This window comes from Micromonospora salmantinae (genome assembly GCF_022230905.1).
GTDB lineage: Bacteria > Actinomycetota > Actinomycetes > Mycobacteriales > Micromonosporaceae > Micromonospora > Micromonospora salmantinae.
Genome location: NZ_JAKKFG010000004.1, coordinates 117,231 through 130,895 on the forward strand (window position 1 = coordinate 117,231; position 13,665 = coordinate 130,895).

A 13,665-nucleotide genomic window follows, 5' to 3' on the forward strand; every position below is an offset into this window, starting at 1 on the left:
CCCAGACGAACAACGGCGCACAGCCGGGCGAGAAGAGGACGACGAAGTGACCCAGAAGACGGCTTCGAGCGCCGACCTGACGTGGTTGCTGGATGACCTGGTGGGCCGGGTGAAGCAGGCCGAACACGCGGTCGCGCTCTCCACCGACGGCCTCTTGATGGCCTCCTCCCAGGGGTTGAGCCGGGACGACGGCGAGCACCTCGCAGCGATGGCGGCCGGCATCCAGAGCCTCGCCCGAGGCGCCGGCAAGCGCTTCGGTGGTGGGCAGGTGCAGCAGACCATCATCGAGATGCAGTCGTCGTTCCTGTTCGTCACCGCGGCCGGCCGCAACGCCTGCCTGGCCGTACTCGCCAGCGAGGACGCCGACGTCGGCCTGATCGCCTACGAGATGGCGATGCTGGTCACCCGCGTCGGCAAGTACGTCGCGTCGCCGTCGCGCGGCACCGATCAGCAGGTCGGCGAGAGGTAGCGGCGATGACGGTCCAGGGGGAGTCCGCAGACCATCAGTGGGTGGATGACCACGCGGGTCCGGTGGTGCGTCCGTACGCGATGACGCGTGGTCGGGCCCGCCCGGTCACCGGCACATTCGACCTGATCTCCCTGGTCACGGCCACCCGAGCCGAGGTCACGCCCGAGGTCGGTCTCGGTCCCGAGCATTTGGCGATCGTCGGGCTGTGCCAACGCATACAGTCCGTCGCCGAGATCGCCGCCCATCTCGACCTGCCGGTGGGCACCATCCGGGTGCTCCTCGGTGATCTGGCGGCCCGCAGCCTGGTGCAGGTCCGCGAGCCGCAGACCACGGCCGGTCTTCCCGACAACAGCATCTTCGAGGCGGTAATCAATGGACTACGGGCACTCTGACCGGCCGGCGGGAGCGACGCCACTGCCCACCGCGATCAAGATCCTGGTCGCGGGCGGCTTCGGCGTGGGCAAGACGACAATGGTTGGCGCGGTCAGCGAAACCCGGCCGTTGCGCACCGAGGAGGTGCTGACGGAGACGGGGGTCGGCATCGACGACCTGTCCGGGGTGGAGGGCAAGACCACCACCACCGTGGCCATGGACTTCGGCCGGATCACCATCAGCGACGACCTGGTGCTGTACCTGTTCGGCACGCCGGGGCAGGACCGGTTCTGGTTCGTCTGGGACGAGCTGGCGTTGGGGGCGATCGGCGCTGTGGTGCTGGCCGACACCCGCCGGCTCGCCGACTGCTTCCCCTCGATCGACTACTTCGAGGGTCGGGGCACACCCTTCGTGGTGGCGGTGAACTGCTTCCAGGACGCCCGGAAGTACCGACTCGACGAGGTGCAGGCCGCGCTGAACCTGGACCCGGGTGTGCCGGTCCTGCTCTGCGACGCCCGGCAGCGTGAGTCCAGCAAGGAGGTGCTCGTCACGCTGATGGAGCACGCCATGAAGACCCGCGAGGCCCGCCGCCGCGCCGCCAGCGGAGACTGACCAGAGTTTTTCGGGGGAGGGTGTCCGGAACGCCGCCCGCCGATCGTCATGCTGGCGACACCCCGAGAAACCAGGGAGCGACCAGATGAAGTACATGATGCTCGTTTGCAGCGACACCGAGCCGGACACCGACCCCACCGAGCTACCCGACATCGAGAAGTGGGTGGCGGAGAACGACTCTCGGGGCCGCCGCCTGACCGGCAACGTCTTCGCGTCGCCCAGCGCGGCCACCACCGTCCGTGTTCGCGACGGTGAGCTGCTCGTGTCCGAGGGGCCGTTCGCGGAGACCGCCGAGGTGATCGTGGGCTTCGACCTGCTCGACTGCGCCGACCTGGACGAGGCGATCGAGGTGGCCCGCACCCACCCGATGGCCCGCAACGGGCGACTGGAACTGCGTCCGTTCGCGGACCTGTCCGACTGACGAGGTTGTCCACCCCGCAGCGCCGGCCGGTGCGCAACCCGGCGCCGGCCGGCGCGGCGGCGGCGGCCGTCGCGGCCGCCAGCGTCGAGGCGTACCCCCGGATCGTCGCGACCCTGATCCGGGTGACCGGGGACTGGGCGTTGGCCGAGGACTGCGCCCAGGAGTCGTTGACCGTCGCGCTGGAGCGTTGGCCCACCGACGGTGTGCCGGCAAACCCGGGCGGCTGGCTCATGACGGTGGCGCGCAACCGGGCGATTGACGTGCTGCGCCGGGCCACAGTGGAGCGGCGCAAGCTGCACGACCTGGCGTTGCTCACGCCAGACGAGGCGCAGCCCGAGCCCGAAATGGGGCAGGACGTGGTGGACGACCGGCTGCGTCTCATCTTCACCTGCTGCCATCCGGCGCTCGCGATCGAGGCCCGGGTGGCGTTGACGCTGCGAACGGTCTGCGGCGTGCCGACCGCTGACATCGCGCGCCTGCTGCTGGTCAGCGAGTCGACGATGACCCGTCGGTTGACCCGGGCGCGCACCCGCATCTCCGAGGCCGGCATCCCGTATCGGGTGCCGAGCGGGCCGGCGCTGGCCGAGCGGGTGCCCGGCGTCCTCGCCGTGCTGTACCTGCTGTTCACCCGGGGCTACGTCGCCGACGGCGAGCCGGCCTTTGCCGACGAGGCGGTCCGGCTGGTCCGGCTGCTCGACCGGCTGATGCCCGACCAGTCCGAGGTCGCGGCGTTGCTCGCGCTGGTGCTGTTCCAACACTCCCGTCGGGACGCCCGCCGCGACGCCGCCGGCAACCTGCTCACCCTGGAGCGGCAGGACCGCGACAGGTGGGACCGTGCCGCCATCGCCGAGGCCCTGGTCGCCCTCGATCGGGTACGCCACGACGGGCCGTACGCGTGGCAGGCCAGGATCGCCGCCTGTCACGCCACCGCGGCCTCGGCCGACGACACCGACTGGTCGACGATCGCGGGAGCCTACGACGCGCTCGCCGACCTCCGCCCCTCGCCGGTGATCGCGCTCAACCGCGCGGTCGCGCACGGCTACGCGTACGGGCCGGCTGCCGGGTTGGTTCTGCTCGACTCGGCGCGCGCCGGCGGCGGGCTGGACGGCTATCCGCTCGCCGTGGCGGTGCAGGCCGACCTGGTGGCCCGGCAGGGCGACCGGCGGCGTGCGGCAGGACTCTTCCGGGAGGCGGCGGCAGCTGTGGGCTCAACCGCCGAGCGTCGTGCGCTGCTCGACCGGGCCGACGAACTCGCCCGGTAGGGCAGTGGGGGTCAGCCGCGCTTGGCCAACACCAGGAACCGGGTCCAGGCCGCCGGGTCGAAGGCGAGCGCCGGACCGGCCGGGTCCTTCGAGTCACGTACGCCGATGACACCCGCGAGGTTGTCGGCCACCTCGACGCAGTCGCCGCCGTTGTTGCCACTCTTGCTGCTCTTGCGCCACCGAGCGCCGGTCAGGTCCATGATGCTGCCGCTTCCCTGATGAGATTGAGGGACTGCGCCCGCGACAGGGCGCCGTCGCGAATGCGTTCCCACCGTCGGTCGAATGTAGCAACGTCGGCAACCTTGTCGATGAGTTGCGCCTGCGCCTGGCTGTCGACGTGTGCGACCCGCGCCCCGTCCGGCATCTCGGCCACTGTGAACGGGCCACCGAGGCCTGGATACATGCCGACGTCGGCGGGTACGACGAACAGCGACACGTTCGGCAGCGCGGCCTGCTCGGCCAGCCGCTCGCACTGCTCCCGCATCATGGCCCGGTCGCCGTCGAGGGTGCGCCGCAGGACTCCCTCGTCGAGGACCGCGACGAGCAGCGGCGGGCGTTCCCGGCGCAGGATGGCCTGCCGGCTCAGCCGCGCCTCGGCGAGGTCGTCGGCCTCGGCCGGTGTCAGCGCCTCACCGACAAGCGTCGCCAGCGCGTACGCCTTGGTCTGAAGGAGACCCGGTATCCACGCGAGCTGAAACGACCGCAGCGACAGTGCCTCGCGCTCGATCTCGGCCCAGGGCCGGAACCAGGCCGGCGTCCGGCGCTTCAGCGCGTCCGGCCACAGCTCGTCGACGTTCCGGCCGAGCAGCTCGGCGACCCGCGCGCGGTGACGCGTCTGCGGAATTCGTCCCGTGCTCGCCCACTTGGCGGCCGTCTTCGGATCGACACCAATCTGCGCAGCGAGACTGTCCGCCGTGTGGCCCCTCTCGGCCATCGCCGCCTGTACTGCTCGATTCATCCCCAGACCCTCCAGAACGTTCCAGACGTCGGAAGGAAATACTTCTACGCGGTGTGATCGGTAGGGACTGGCCCTGCCCGGTGCTGCGAGCGACCCCGACGGACGCGGCCCGTCGCGCGACACTGATCCCCGAGTTCTCCCGGATCACCCGCCGGGCGATCCGCGACCTGCGCGGCCAGCCCGGCGGACCCGACCCGGTCGCCATCGTCCGCCGTTTCCTCTGGTTCCTGCCCCTCACCGACGAGGAAGCACGGGCGGTCGCACTGCGGCTGCGCTGAGCTGGGGCCTGCGCTGCTGACCCGCCCCTCGCACCATCCGGCCCGGCGGTGCAGGTGCTCCTCGTGTCCTTTGCTCTGCACCCGCCCACGCGCCAGTTACGGGCCGTTCGTGGTGCGCGGGCGGGTGCAGAGCAAAGGACGCAACCTGAACCGGGCGGCGGGCCCGGCTGCCCACCGAAGGCGGCGACAACCCGTGCGACCCGGCGCCACGACCGGGCCGATGGAGGCCACTGCCGAGTCGAGAGCGAGGAGAAACGAAAGGGCCGCACCCCGCAAGCGCGGAAAGCGGCCCTTTCGCCGGACGTCGGTACGTCAGTTGGCGATCATGCGGCGCAGCACGTACTGCAGGATGCCGCCGTGCCGGTAGTAGTCCGCCTCACCGGGGGTGTCGATCCGCACCACGGCGTCGAACTCCACGCCGGTGTCGGTGCTGACCTGCACGGTGCGCGGGGTCTCACCGTCGTTCAGGGCGGTCACCCCGGTGATGGTGAACGTCTCGGTGCCGGTCAGGCCGAGCGACTCGGCGGTGACGTCCACCGGGAACTGCAGCGGCAGCACGCCCATCCCGATCAGGTTCGAGCGGTGGATCCGCTCGTACGACTCGGCGATGACCGCCCGGACGCCCAGCAGCATCGTGCCCTTGGCCGCCCAGTCCCGCGACGAGCCCGAGCCGTACTCCTTGCCCGCCAGCACGACCAGCGGGATGCCGGCCTCCTGGTAGGCCACCGAGGCGTCGTAGATCGAGGTCTGCTCGCCGGTGAGGTGGTTGACGGTGAAGCCGCCCTCCACCCCGGGCACCAGCTGGTTGCGCAGCCGGATGTTGGCGAAGGTGCCCCGGATCATCACCTCGTGGTTACCCCGACGGGAACCGTACGAGTTGAACTCGTGGCGCGGCACGCCGTGCTCGGCCAGGTACGAGCCGGCCGGGGAGTCCGCCTTGATCGCGCCGGCCGGCGAGATGTGGTCGGTGGTCACCGAGTCACCCAGCTTGGCCAGCACCCGGGCAGCGGATATGTCGACGACCGGGCTCGGCTCCTGCTGCATGCCCTCGAAGTACGGGGGCTTGCGCACGTAGGTGGAGTCGTTCTCCCAGGCGAAGGTGTCGCCGGTCGGGGTCGGCAGCGACTGCCACCGCTCGTCGCCGGCGAAGACGTCGGCGTACGCGGCGCTGAAACCGGTGGCGCCGATCGCCTGGGCGATGACGTCCTGGATCTCGGCGCTGTTCGGCCAGATCTCGCGCAGGTAGACCGGGTTGCCCTCGGTGTCCTCACCGATCGGCTCGTTGGCCAGGTCGATGTCCATGGTGCCGGCCAGGGCGTAGGCGACCACCAGCGGCGGCGACGCCAGGTAGTTCATCTTGACGTCCGGGTTGATCCGGCCCTCGAAGTTCCGGTTGCCCGAGAGCACCGAGACCACCGACAGGTCGTGCTCGTTGACCGCGGCGGACACCTCCTCGGGCAGCGGGCCCGAGTTGCCGATGCAGGTGGTGCAGCCGTAGCCGACCAGGTTGAAGCCGAGCTTGTTCAGGTACGGGGTGAGGCCGGCCCGCTCGTAGTAGTCCATGACGACCTTCGACCCGGGCGCCAGGGTGGTCTTCACCCACGGCTTGCGGGTCAGGCCCTTCTCCACGGCGTTGCGGGCCAGCAGCGCGGCACCGATCATCACCTGCGGGTTGGACGTGTTGGTGCAGGAGGTGATCGCGGCGATCACCACGGCGCCGTGGTCCAGCTCGTACTCGACGCCGTCCGCGCCGGTGACCCGAACCGGGTTGCTGGCCCGGCCACCCGCGCCGACCGCAGCGGTCTCCAGGTCACGAGGCTCGTCGGCCGGGTCGCTGAACTCGTTGGCCGGCGGGTCGCTGGCCGGGAAGGACTCGGCGCTGGCCTCGTCGGCCGGGCCGTTGGCGCCACGCGGCAGCTCCTCGCGGGGGACACCCGGCTTGAGGTCGCGCTCACCGACGGAGTCGTCGGCCACGTAGTCGGTCAACGCGGAGCGGAACAACGTCTTCGCGGCACCCAGCGGCACCCGGTCCTGCGGGCGCTTCGGGCCGGCGAGCGACGGCTCGATGGAGCCGAGGTCCAGCTCCAGGCGCTCGGAGTAGTCCGGCTCGGCGTCCGGGTCGTGCCAGAGGCCCTGCTCCTTGGCGTACGCCTCGACGAGCGCGACCTGCGCCGCATCACGGCCGGTCAACTCCAGGTAGCGGATCGTCTCCGCGTCGATCGGGAAGATCGCCACGGTGGAGCCGTACTCCGGGGACATGTTGCCGATGGTGGCCCGGTTGGCCAGCGGCACCGCGCCCACGCCGGGGCCGTAGAACTCGACGAACTTGCCGACCACACCGTGCTTGCGCAGCATCTCGGTGATGGTCAGCACCAGGTCGGTGGCGGTCGTGCCGGCCGGCATCTCACCGGAGAGCTTGAAGCCCACCACCCGGGGGATCAGCATGCTGACCGGCTGGCCGAGCATCGCGGCCTCGGCCTCGATGCCGCCGACGCCCCAGCCCAGCACGCCCAGGCCGTTGACCATGGTGGTGTGCGAGTCGGTGCCGACCACCGTGTCCGGGTACGCCTGGCCGCCCCGCTCCATGATGGTGCGGGCCAGGTACTCGATGTTGACCTGGTGCACGATGCCGGTGCCCGGCGGGACGACCTTGAACTCGTTGAACGCGGTCTGGCCCCAGCGCAGGAACTGGTAGCGCTCCTTGTTGCGCTCGTACTCCAGCTCGACGTTGCGGGCGAACGCGTCCTCGCGGCCGAACAGGTCGGCGATGACCGAGTGGTCGATGACCAACTCGGCCGGGGCGAGGGGGTTGACCTTGCTGGCGTCGCCGCCCAGGTCACGCACTGCCTCGCGCATGGTGGCCAGGTCGACCACGCAGGGCACGCCGGTGAAGTCCTGCATCAGGACCCGCGCCGGGGTGAACTGGATCTCCACGCTCGGGGCGGCGGTGGAGTCCCACCCGCCGAGCTGGCGGATGTGGTCGGCGGTGATGTTCGCGCCGTCCTCTGTCCGCAGCAGGTTCTCCAGCAGGATCTTCAGGCTGTACGGCAACCGCGCGTGGCCGTCCACCTTGTCGATCTTGAAAATCTCGTAGCTCGCGTCTCCGACGCGTAGCTGGGTCTTCGCACCGAAGGTGTCGAGGCTCGCCACGTCGTACTCCTTCACACCAGCGACCGTGAGTAGTCCTGAGCAGTCTGTCGCACCGGTCGGGGTGCCGCCGAGGTTAGGTGACACTTACCGCCCGATTCCGCTTCCAACAAAACCGTACGTCCGTCTTGCTATATGCGCAACCCGGCGTCACGGGTCGGGTGACCCACGACCACGCCGCGCCGTCGGATCGGCGGGGTAGGGTCGGGGCCGATTCGGAAGGGGTGCCGAGTGATCGACGTTCAGCACTGGCTCTCGGCACTGCCTCCGGGCGTGGTCTACCTGCTCGTCGCCAGCGTGATCGGCGTGGAGAGCATGGGCGTCCCGCTGCCCGGCGAGATCGTCCTGGTCAGCTCCGCCCTGCTCGCCGCCACCGGAGTGGTCGAGCCGGAGTGGGTGGCCAGCGCGGCGGCGTTCGGCGCCATCGTCGGCGACTCCGTCGGGTACGCGATTGGCCGACGCGGCGGTCGTCCGCTGCTCGCCCGGCTGGGCAGACGGTTCCCCAAGCACCTCGGCCCGGCACAGCTCGCCCGCGCCGAACAGAGCTTCGCGCGGCACGGCGTCTGGGCGGTCTTCTTCGGTCGGTTCGTGGCACTGCTGCGGATCCTGGCCGGGCCGCTCGCCGGGGCGCTGCACGTGCCGTACCGCCGCTTCCTGGTGGCGAACGCGGCCGGCGGGTTGGTCTGGGCCTTCGGCACGACGTACCTGCTCTACTCCGTCGGCCGGGCGGCCGAACACTGGCTGAAGGACATCTCCTGGGCCGGGTTGGTCCTCGCGGTGCTCGCCGGGCTCGGCAGCACCTGGTGGCTGCGCCGCCGCGCGCACCGCGTCACGTCGGCCGACGGCGCCGCTGACATGACGGCGACCGAGGTGCCTTCCGGCGTGGAGACGGCCCAGGTGGCTTCCGGTGGTCAGTCGGCTGCGGTTGCGCCCGGTGTGGAGTCGGTGCGGGCGGGCAACGAGCACTGACCTGGGCGTGCCGAAGGGCCGGACCCTGGTGGGAGTCCGGCCCTTCGGTCATGTGCTGGGTGTGTGGGGGTCAGCTGGTGGCGTAGCCGCGGGTGGCGATCCAGTCCGCGAGGTGTTCGACGCTGATCTGGTAGGCGGCTTGGTTGGGGTCGGCGGAGTCGGCGATGGTGACGGTGTTGCCGTTGTCGCGGTAGCCGACGACGCTGATGTAGTGCCCGCCTTCGTAGGAGTGGGTGACGCCGTCGGTGTCGGTGCTGGTGCCGGCGATGTTGGCGACCACGGCGCGGCCGTCGTCGACGGTGCGGACGATGTCGGCGCGCAGGGTGTCGGTCTGCTTGGTGTCGGCGTCGGGGGTGCTGATCTCGACGGAGCGGTAGGCGTCGTTCTTACCGGTTTCCTTGTTCAGCACGGGGGTGATGTCGTTGATGGAGTTGGTGCCGGCCTCGGTGGTGCCCATTTCCTTGGCCATGTCGTCGACGTTGATGTTCTTGCCCTGTACGGACAGGGCGTTTCGGGTGGCGGCGGGCCCGCAGTAGTAGAAGTTCGGCTGGGCCTCGTAGCGCACGCCGAGCTCTCGCTCGCCGTGGCCCTTGCGGTCGGTCTGGGTTTGCGCGGCCGGGGTGCTGGTGGTGGGTGCGGCGAACGCGGTGGTGACGGGGCCGGCGATGGCGCCACCGGTGAACGCGAGACCAGCGGCGGTCAGGGCGGTCTTACGGATCAGATCGGTACGCATGATGGCGTGCTCCTCTGCATCGGGGGTGCCCGCACCACACCCGGGGGTGGATGGTGATGCGGGAAAGTTCGTGGCGACGCCGGCGATCCGGGGGGGACCTGCTCGGGCGTTGCGGGGGATGTAACCGGGGCGGCCTGCCGGGTGTTCCCGGGCGGCTGCCGCGCCCCACGACCGGGACAGTCGCGGTGGTCTGCCAGGTATAACGACCCGGCCCGGCCCACGATTCCGCCACGGGGGTGGCCCCGACCACCCGACAGGCGGGGTCAAACCAGACAACCCGCCCAACCGTCCAGCCCTGCCCACCGGACGGAGCCGACACGCGGCCATGCTGTCATGATCCACTCGGTTTCACGGAGGTGTCCCGGTGCCGGGGGATACCCCGACTTCAGGAAAGACGAGTGGATCATGCCTGGTTGCGCTGGTCGGGGATCGAGCACGATCATGCGGAACCGGCCGCTGACGAGTCGAGTACCTGGTCCACGACGCACTGCCATGAGGCAACATCTAGGCTCTGACCGAGAGGGGTGGATCATGGACGCTGCAACGTGCCGGGCTCTGGCTCCTTCCCCGCGCGGGGTTGGCCGATGAGCACGATGGCATTCCTGAACATCGCCATGCACGGGCACATCAACCCGACATTGCCCGTTGTGGGTGAGCTTGTGCGTCGTGGTCACTCCGTCACCTATCACACGACGCCGGCCTACGCCGAGCAGATCGCGGCCACCGGGGCACGGGTTTTCCTCTACCCCGGGGACGACCTACCGCTCTCCGGCCCGCCGACGCCCGTCACGGTGATGGAGCAGCTTGCGCGTACCGCCGTACGCGTGCTGCCCGCCGTCCTCACCGACCTGCGGGGCGTCCGGCCCGATCTGATCGTGCACGACTCCCTCTGCCCGTGGGGGCCGGTGGCCGCCCGGGAACTCGGCGTGCCGCCGGCATCGTCGTTCACCACGTTCGCCTTCAACCGGCACGTGCCCAGCCCGACCCGTGGCTCCTGGGAACTGCTCAGCGCGGCCGCGGCCCTTCCCCGCTCCACCGTCGGGTACCTGAGATCACGGTGGGAGCTGCGCCGCCGGTACGACACACGCGCCTTGCCCCTGATTGACCTGGCCAACATCCGTCAGCCGCTCAACCTGGTCTACACCTCGCGGGCGTTCCACCCCGAGGCGGACAGTTTCGACCAGTCCTATCAGTTCGTCGGACCCAGCATCGGTGCCCGTCGAGCGGACTCGTCGTTCCCGGCCGATCGATTGCGGGACCCGGTGATGTACGCCTCGATGGGCACGGTGTTCGACGCCCCGCAGTTGCTGCGCACCTTCGCCGATGCGCTGGCCAGGCTGGGTGGCACCCTGGTCATTTCCACCGGACACACCGATCCTGCCGCGCTTGGCCCGCTACCGGGCAACGTGCTCGCCTACCGTTCCGTCCCGCAGTTGGAGGTGCTGGCCCGTGCGGCGCTGTTCATCACCCACGGCGGGGTGAACAGCGTCAACGAGGCCCTGTACGCCGGCACCCCGATGTTGGTGGTCCCGCAGGGCGCCGACCAACTGCTGGTGGCTTCCCGCATCGTCGAGCTCGATGCCGGCCTGTCGATCCGCACCGAGGACGTCACGGTGGAGGCGGTGCGGGCCCTCGCCCAGCGCCTGCTCGACGAGCCTCGATTCCGGGCCGCCGCGAGCACCCTGCAGGTCGCCCAGCGTCAGGCGGGCGGCTATGCGCGTGCCGCCGACGTACTCGAGCACTTCGTGCAGCAGACCGGCTCGGTCACGCAGCCGGGTCTCGCCGATCTGCCACCACAGGGCTGACCGATGTCTTCCGTCGTCGCCATCCTGCTGCTTGTCGCCGGGCTGTCCGAAGCCGCCGGGCGTCTCCTGCCGGTGGTGGCACGCCTGTCCGGCGTGTCGCACGTGAGAGTGGTCAGCCTGTTGCTGGCGGGCGCGATCGTTGACGGCGCGGTGTTCGCGCTCTGGCCGCTGTCCGCGTGGGCCGTTGCCGGTCTGGTGCTGCCCACCGCACCGTCCGACGCACTGATCTGGACACCACGGCTGGCTGCTCCGCTGGTGCTTGCCGGGGTCCTCGCGTTCCCGCTTCTTGGGCCACTGTTGCACCTGTTGCTCATGGTGGGAGTGGGCGCCGGCCTCGCCGGTGCACTCGCCACGGCGGCCGGAGTCGGATGGTGGGAGGCCGCCGGCTGCGTAGCGGTCGCGGGAGTCGGGCTCGGCGTCTCCGTCGAGGCCGTCCGCCGCCTCGTCGTGAAGCTCAACACCAGACGAGCACCGGAGTCAGTCGCGTGATCGGACTGGCGCTCCTGGTGCTGCTCGGAGGGCTGGGACTGGTGCTGATCGCCGAGGCCCTGCTGGCCCGCTACGAGGTGCTGGTCTACGCCGCAGGCTGGCGCACACCCACCATCTCCCGCCCCGAGGGCATGTCCTACGCCCGCGGGGCGGATCCAGACCGCCCTCCGGACGCCTACCTGGTCTATCTCGACGGCATCGGGAAGCGCCGTTTCCACGACACCCGCGATGGTGGCCGACTGGTCAAGGCCCTGATCAATCGAGCGCCGGAGCTGCGGGTGCTGGGCCAGGTGCAGCCCTACTCCCCGCTGGCCGTGCCGCTCGCCGACCGGCCGGTCTGGACCTGGGTGCGCCGCCGCGTCGGGCTGCTGCTGTTCCTGCACAACGTGATGCAGATCTTCGTCGCCGCCGACCGCCGCTACCGCCCCCTCTACAACCGCGCCGTCGGTGCGCAGATCGCCACCGAACTCCAGGTCGCCGGCTACCGGCCGGACAGCGGTATACCCGTGGTACTGCTCAGCTACAGCGGTGGCGCCCAGGTCGCCAGCGGTGCGGTGAACGAACTGTGGTCCGAACTGCGTACCCCGCTCTGGCTGATCACTCTCGGCGGGTTCCACAACGGTGCCAACGACATCACCCACGCCCAGCACCTCTACCAGCTCACCAGTGCCGGCGACTGGATCGAGCGAGTCGGCACCTGGATCTTCCCGCAGCGGTGGCGGCTGTTCCGCTGGAGCGGATGGAACCGGGCCGACCGCGAAGGCAAGATCACCGTGCACCGGCTCGACCCTGCCACGCACATCGGTCCCCGCAGCTACATCGCTCCGGAGGCTCGCCTGCCCGACGGGCGCAGCCACCTCGACCGGACCACCGACACCGTGCTCGCGCTGATCCGGGACCGCCTCAGCCGGACGGCGGAGACCGACGGCCCGCTGCCCTGAACGCTCACACGTCGGCGTTCAAACCGGCCTGCTGGTTCGCCTCCGGCTGAGGGAGCCCGGAGATCTGGAGCAGTTGACTGACGACAACGCGCAGTTGCGAGACGACGACAGCCCCGGAGGACCCGACACCCTCGGCGCATGCCTCGTTGATGTCACTGATCACCTGTAGCGCTCGCTCCCGCGCGCGGTCCGGCTCCCGTCCGGCCAGGAAGTCACGATGCAGGAGCCTGAACGCCTGGCCGAAGTGCTCGATCGCCGTGGAGAGGCCGGCCGGCAGCGTCTCCCGGGCGTGTAGTGCCGACACCGCCCACTGCACCATCTCGCGGCTGCTGGTGTAGGCGAGTTCAAGGTGCTCGGCCGCCCGCGCGTACCGACGCATGATGCCCAGCCGTCTCCGCCGCCAGGGTGAAAGAATTGCGACTTCGCATGCTGCGGCGACCACGTCGGCCGTGTTTCGTCGCTGCGCCTCTGCCGCACGCAGTCGCTGTAGGGCATCCTCGGCCTGCCGCACGTCGTGGTGAGACAGCGCACTGGCGATGGCTGTCATCTCCCGGGCGATGGCATCGACTGTCGGACCAGCGGCGCGGCGCACGATCCGCACCGGATTGAGCGGCAGAATCAGCAAGGCCACCACGATGGCCACCGCCACACCGACCAGCGCATTCGCCGTGCGGGGCACGGCCAGGTCCGGCCGGTCCGGAGACACCGTGCCGAGCAGGACGGCGGTGCTTCCCGCCTGCACCATGACGGCTCCGGTGCCGCGAAAGACGGCTGCCGCCGAGATGGCCAGTGCCACGACCACACCGGTCTGTATCGGTCCCGCCCCGATGAACCGTATGATCCCGTTTCCGACCAGCACTCCCAGGAACACCCCGGCGAGAAGTTCGAGAGTTCGACGGGCCCGATTACCGACGGCCGCCGCGATGGTGCCGACCGCGGCGGCGGGTGCGAACAGCGGCTGCGGATTGTGCAGCACGTCGCTGGCGACGAACCAGGCCAACCCGGCGGCCACCCCCGCCTGCACCGCGAGGATGAGGTAGGTGCGAAGCCGTTCGTAGGCCTCCCGGCCCTCGCGCAGCGCACTCTCCGCCGGTCGGGCACCCCGACGTCTGCTGCGCACCTCTCACCCCCGCCATCGACCGGCTCTCTCACGATCGTCGTACGACGGCGAACGTCGGGTGCGAGAGATCCCCAATCTGATGCGGCACC

The 13,665-nt window shown here is 70.2% G+C and carries 15 protein-coding genes; 10 read left to right on the forward strand and 5 right to left on the reverse strand.

Annotated elements, in window-relative coordinates; all coding sequences use genetic code 11:
* Positions 1-46: 46 nt before the first annotated feature.
* From PSH03_RS03105 to PSH03_RS03125, 5 genes are all read left to right on the forward strand, one after another.
* Positions 47-469 (forward strand): roadblock/LC7 domain-containing protein, encoded by a 423-nt coding sequence (locus tag PSH03_RS03105; protein ID WP_091403761.1) that lies wholly within the window; start codon positions 47-49, stop codon positions 467-469.
* A 5-nt stretch (positions 470-474) separates the two neighbouring features.
* Positions 475-861 (forward strand): DUF742 domain-containing protein, encoded by a 387-nt coding sequence (locus tag PSH03_RS03110; protein WP_203125011.1) that lies wholly within the window; start codon positions 475-477, stop codon positions 859-861.
* Positions 842-1,453 carry a GTP-binding protein gene (locus PSH03_RS03115; RefSeq protein WP_112588672.1) on the forward strand — a complete coding sequence of 204 codons (612 nt, stop codon included), beginning with the start codon at positions 842-844 and terminating at the stop codon, positions 1,451-1,453. Before PSH03_RS03110 ends, PSH03_RS03115 begins: the two co-directional genes overlap by 20 nt.
* 85 nt (positions 1,454-1,538) lie before the next feature.
* Entirely contained in the window at positions 1,539-1,874 is a 336-nt protein-coding gene (locus PSH03_RS03120) for a YciI family protein (RefSeq protein ID WP_238688186.1), read from the forward strand.
* 5 nt (positions 1,875-1,879) lie between these two features.
* Positions 1,880-3,136 carry an RNA polymerase sigma factor gene (locus PSH03_RS03125; RefSeq protein ID WP_255749992.1) on the forward strand — a complete coding sequence of 419 codons (1,257 nt, stop codon included), beginning with the start codon at positions 1,880-1,882 and terminating at the stop codon, positions 3,134-3,136.
* Positions 3,137-3,147: 11 nt separating this feature from the next.
* Here PSH03_RS03125 and PSH03_RS03130 read toward each other — a convergent pair whose 3' ends face one another.
* Together PSH03_RS03130 and PSH03_RS03135 are read right to left on the reverse strand one after the other, a co-directional pair.
* On the reverse strand, positions 3,148-3,336 hold the full coding sequence (locus tag PSH03_RS03130) for a DUF397 domain-containing protein (RefSeq protein WP_238688187.1): 189 nt from the start codon (positions 3,334-3,336) through the stop codon (positions 3,148-3,150).
* Positions 3,327-4,094, reverse strand: a complete 768-nt coding sequence (locus PSH03_RS03135) for a DUF5753 domain-containing protein (RefSeq protein ID WP_238688188.1) — start codon at positions 4,092-4,094, stop codon at positions 3,327-3,329. The genes PSH03_RS03130 and PSH03_RS03135 overlap by 10 nt, the downstream gene beginning before the upstream one ends.
* Positions 4,095-4,174: 80 nt before the next feature.
* On the opposite strand from PSH03_RS03135, the gene PSH03_RS03140 reads away from it, so the two are divergent.
* Positions 4,175-4,372: a hypothetical protein gene (locus PSH03_RS03140; RefSeq protein ID WP_238688189.1), complete on the forward strand. Its 198-nt coding sequence runs from the start codon at positions 4,175-4,177 to the stop codon at positions 4,370-4,372.
* Positions 4,373-4,684: 312 nt separating this feature from the next.
* Here PSH03_RS03140 and PSH03_RS03145 read toward each other — a convergent pair whose 3' ends face one another.
* Entirely contained in the window at positions 4,685-7,537 is a 2,853-nt protein-coding gene (locus tag PSH03_RS03145) for an aconitate hydratase (protein WP_238688190.1), read from the reverse strand.
* 213 nt (positions 7,538-7,750) lie between these two features.
* On the opposite strand from PSH03_RS03145, the gene PSH03_RS03150 reads away from it, so the two are divergent.
* Positions 7,751-8,488: a DedA family protein gene (locus PSH03_RS03150; RefSeq protein ID WP_238688191.1), complete on the forward strand. Its 738-nt coding sequence runs from the start codon at positions 7,751-7,753 to the stop codon at positions 8,486-8,488.
* Between the two features lie 70 nt (positions 8,489-8,558).
* On the opposite strand, the gene PSH03_RS03155 is transcribed toward PSH03_RS03150, so the two are convergent.
* The gene (locus tag PSH03_RS03155) at positions 8,559-9,221 is read right to left on the reverse strand and encodes a C39 family peptidase (protein WP_238688192.1); all 663 of its coding nucleotides are present in this window, start codon (positions 9,219-9,221) and stop codon (positions 8,559-8,561) included.
* A 584-nt stretch (positions 9,222-9,805) separates the two neighbouring features.
* Between PSH03_RS03155 and PSH03_RS03160 the strand changes: the two genes are divergently transcribed.
* From PSH03_RS03160 to PSH03_RS03170, 3 genes are read left to right on the forward strand one after another with little or no spacing between them, the layout of a single operon-like run.
* Complete coding sequence (locus PSH03_RS03160) at positions 9,806-11,026, forward strand: macrolide family glycosyltransferase (RefSeq protein WP_238688193.1); 1,221 nt, start codon at positions 9,806-9,808, stop codon at positions 11,024-11,026.
* A 3-nt stretch (positions 11,027-11,029) separates the two neighbouring features.
* Entirely contained in the window at positions 11,030-11,515 is a 486-nt protein-coding gene (locus tag PSH03_RS03165; RefSeq protein WP_238688194.1) for a hypothetical protein, read from the forward strand.
* Positions 11,512-12,456 carry a hypothetical protein gene (locus tag PSH03_RS03170; protein WP_238688195.1) on the forward strand — a complete coding sequence of 315 codons (945 nt, stop codon included), beginning with the start codon at positions 11,512-11,514 and terminating at the stop codon, positions 12,454-12,456. Before PSH03_RS03165 ends, PSH03_RS03170 begins: the two co-directional genes overlap by 4 nt.
* Before the next feature lie 4 nt (positions 12,457-12,460).
* On the opposite strand, the gene PSH03_RS03175 is transcribed toward PSH03_RS03170, so the two are convergent.
* Positions 12,461-13,576: an FUSC family protein gene (locus PSH03_RS03175; protein WP_238688196.1), complete on the reverse strand. Its 1,116-nt coding sequence runs from the start codon at positions 13,574-13,576 to the stop codon at positions 12,461-12,463.
* Positions 13,577-13,665: the final 89 nt, after the last annotated feature.

Bases quoted from the DNA above. Each gene is read 5' to 3' on its own strand.
- PSH03_RS03110 (WP_203125011.1), top strand. From the start codon at position 475: ATGACGGTCCAGGGGGAGTCCGCAGACCATCAGTGGGTGGATGACCAC.
- PSH03_RS03115 (WP_112588672.1), top strand. From the start codon at position 842: ATGGACTACGGGCACTCTGACCGGCCGGCGGGAGCGACGCCACTGCCC.
- PSH03_RS03120 (WP_238688186.1), top strand. From the start codon at position 1,539: ATGAAGTACATGATGCTCGTTTGCAGCGACACCGAGCCGGACACCGAC.
- PSH03_RS03130 (WP_238688187.1), bottom strand. From the start codon at position 3,336: ATGGACCTGACCGGCGCTCGGTGGCGCAAGAGCAGCAAGAGTGGCAAC.
- PSH03_RS03135 (WP_238688188.1), bottom strand. From the start codon at position 4,094: ATGAATCGAGCAGTACAGGCGGCGATGGCCGAGAGGGGCCACACGGCG.
- PSH03_RS03155 (WP_238688192.1), bottom strand. From the start codon at position 9,221: ATGCGTACCGATCTGATCCGTAAGACCGCCCTGACCGCCGCTGGTCTC.
- PSH03_RS03160 (WP_238688193.1), top strand. From the start codon at position 9,806: ATGAGCACGATGGCATTCCTGAACATCGCCATGCACGGGCACATCAAC.
- PSH03_RS03165 (WP_238688194.1), top strand. From the start codon at position 11,030: ATGTCTTCCGTCGTCGCCATCCTGCTGCTTGTCGCCGGGCTGTCCGAA.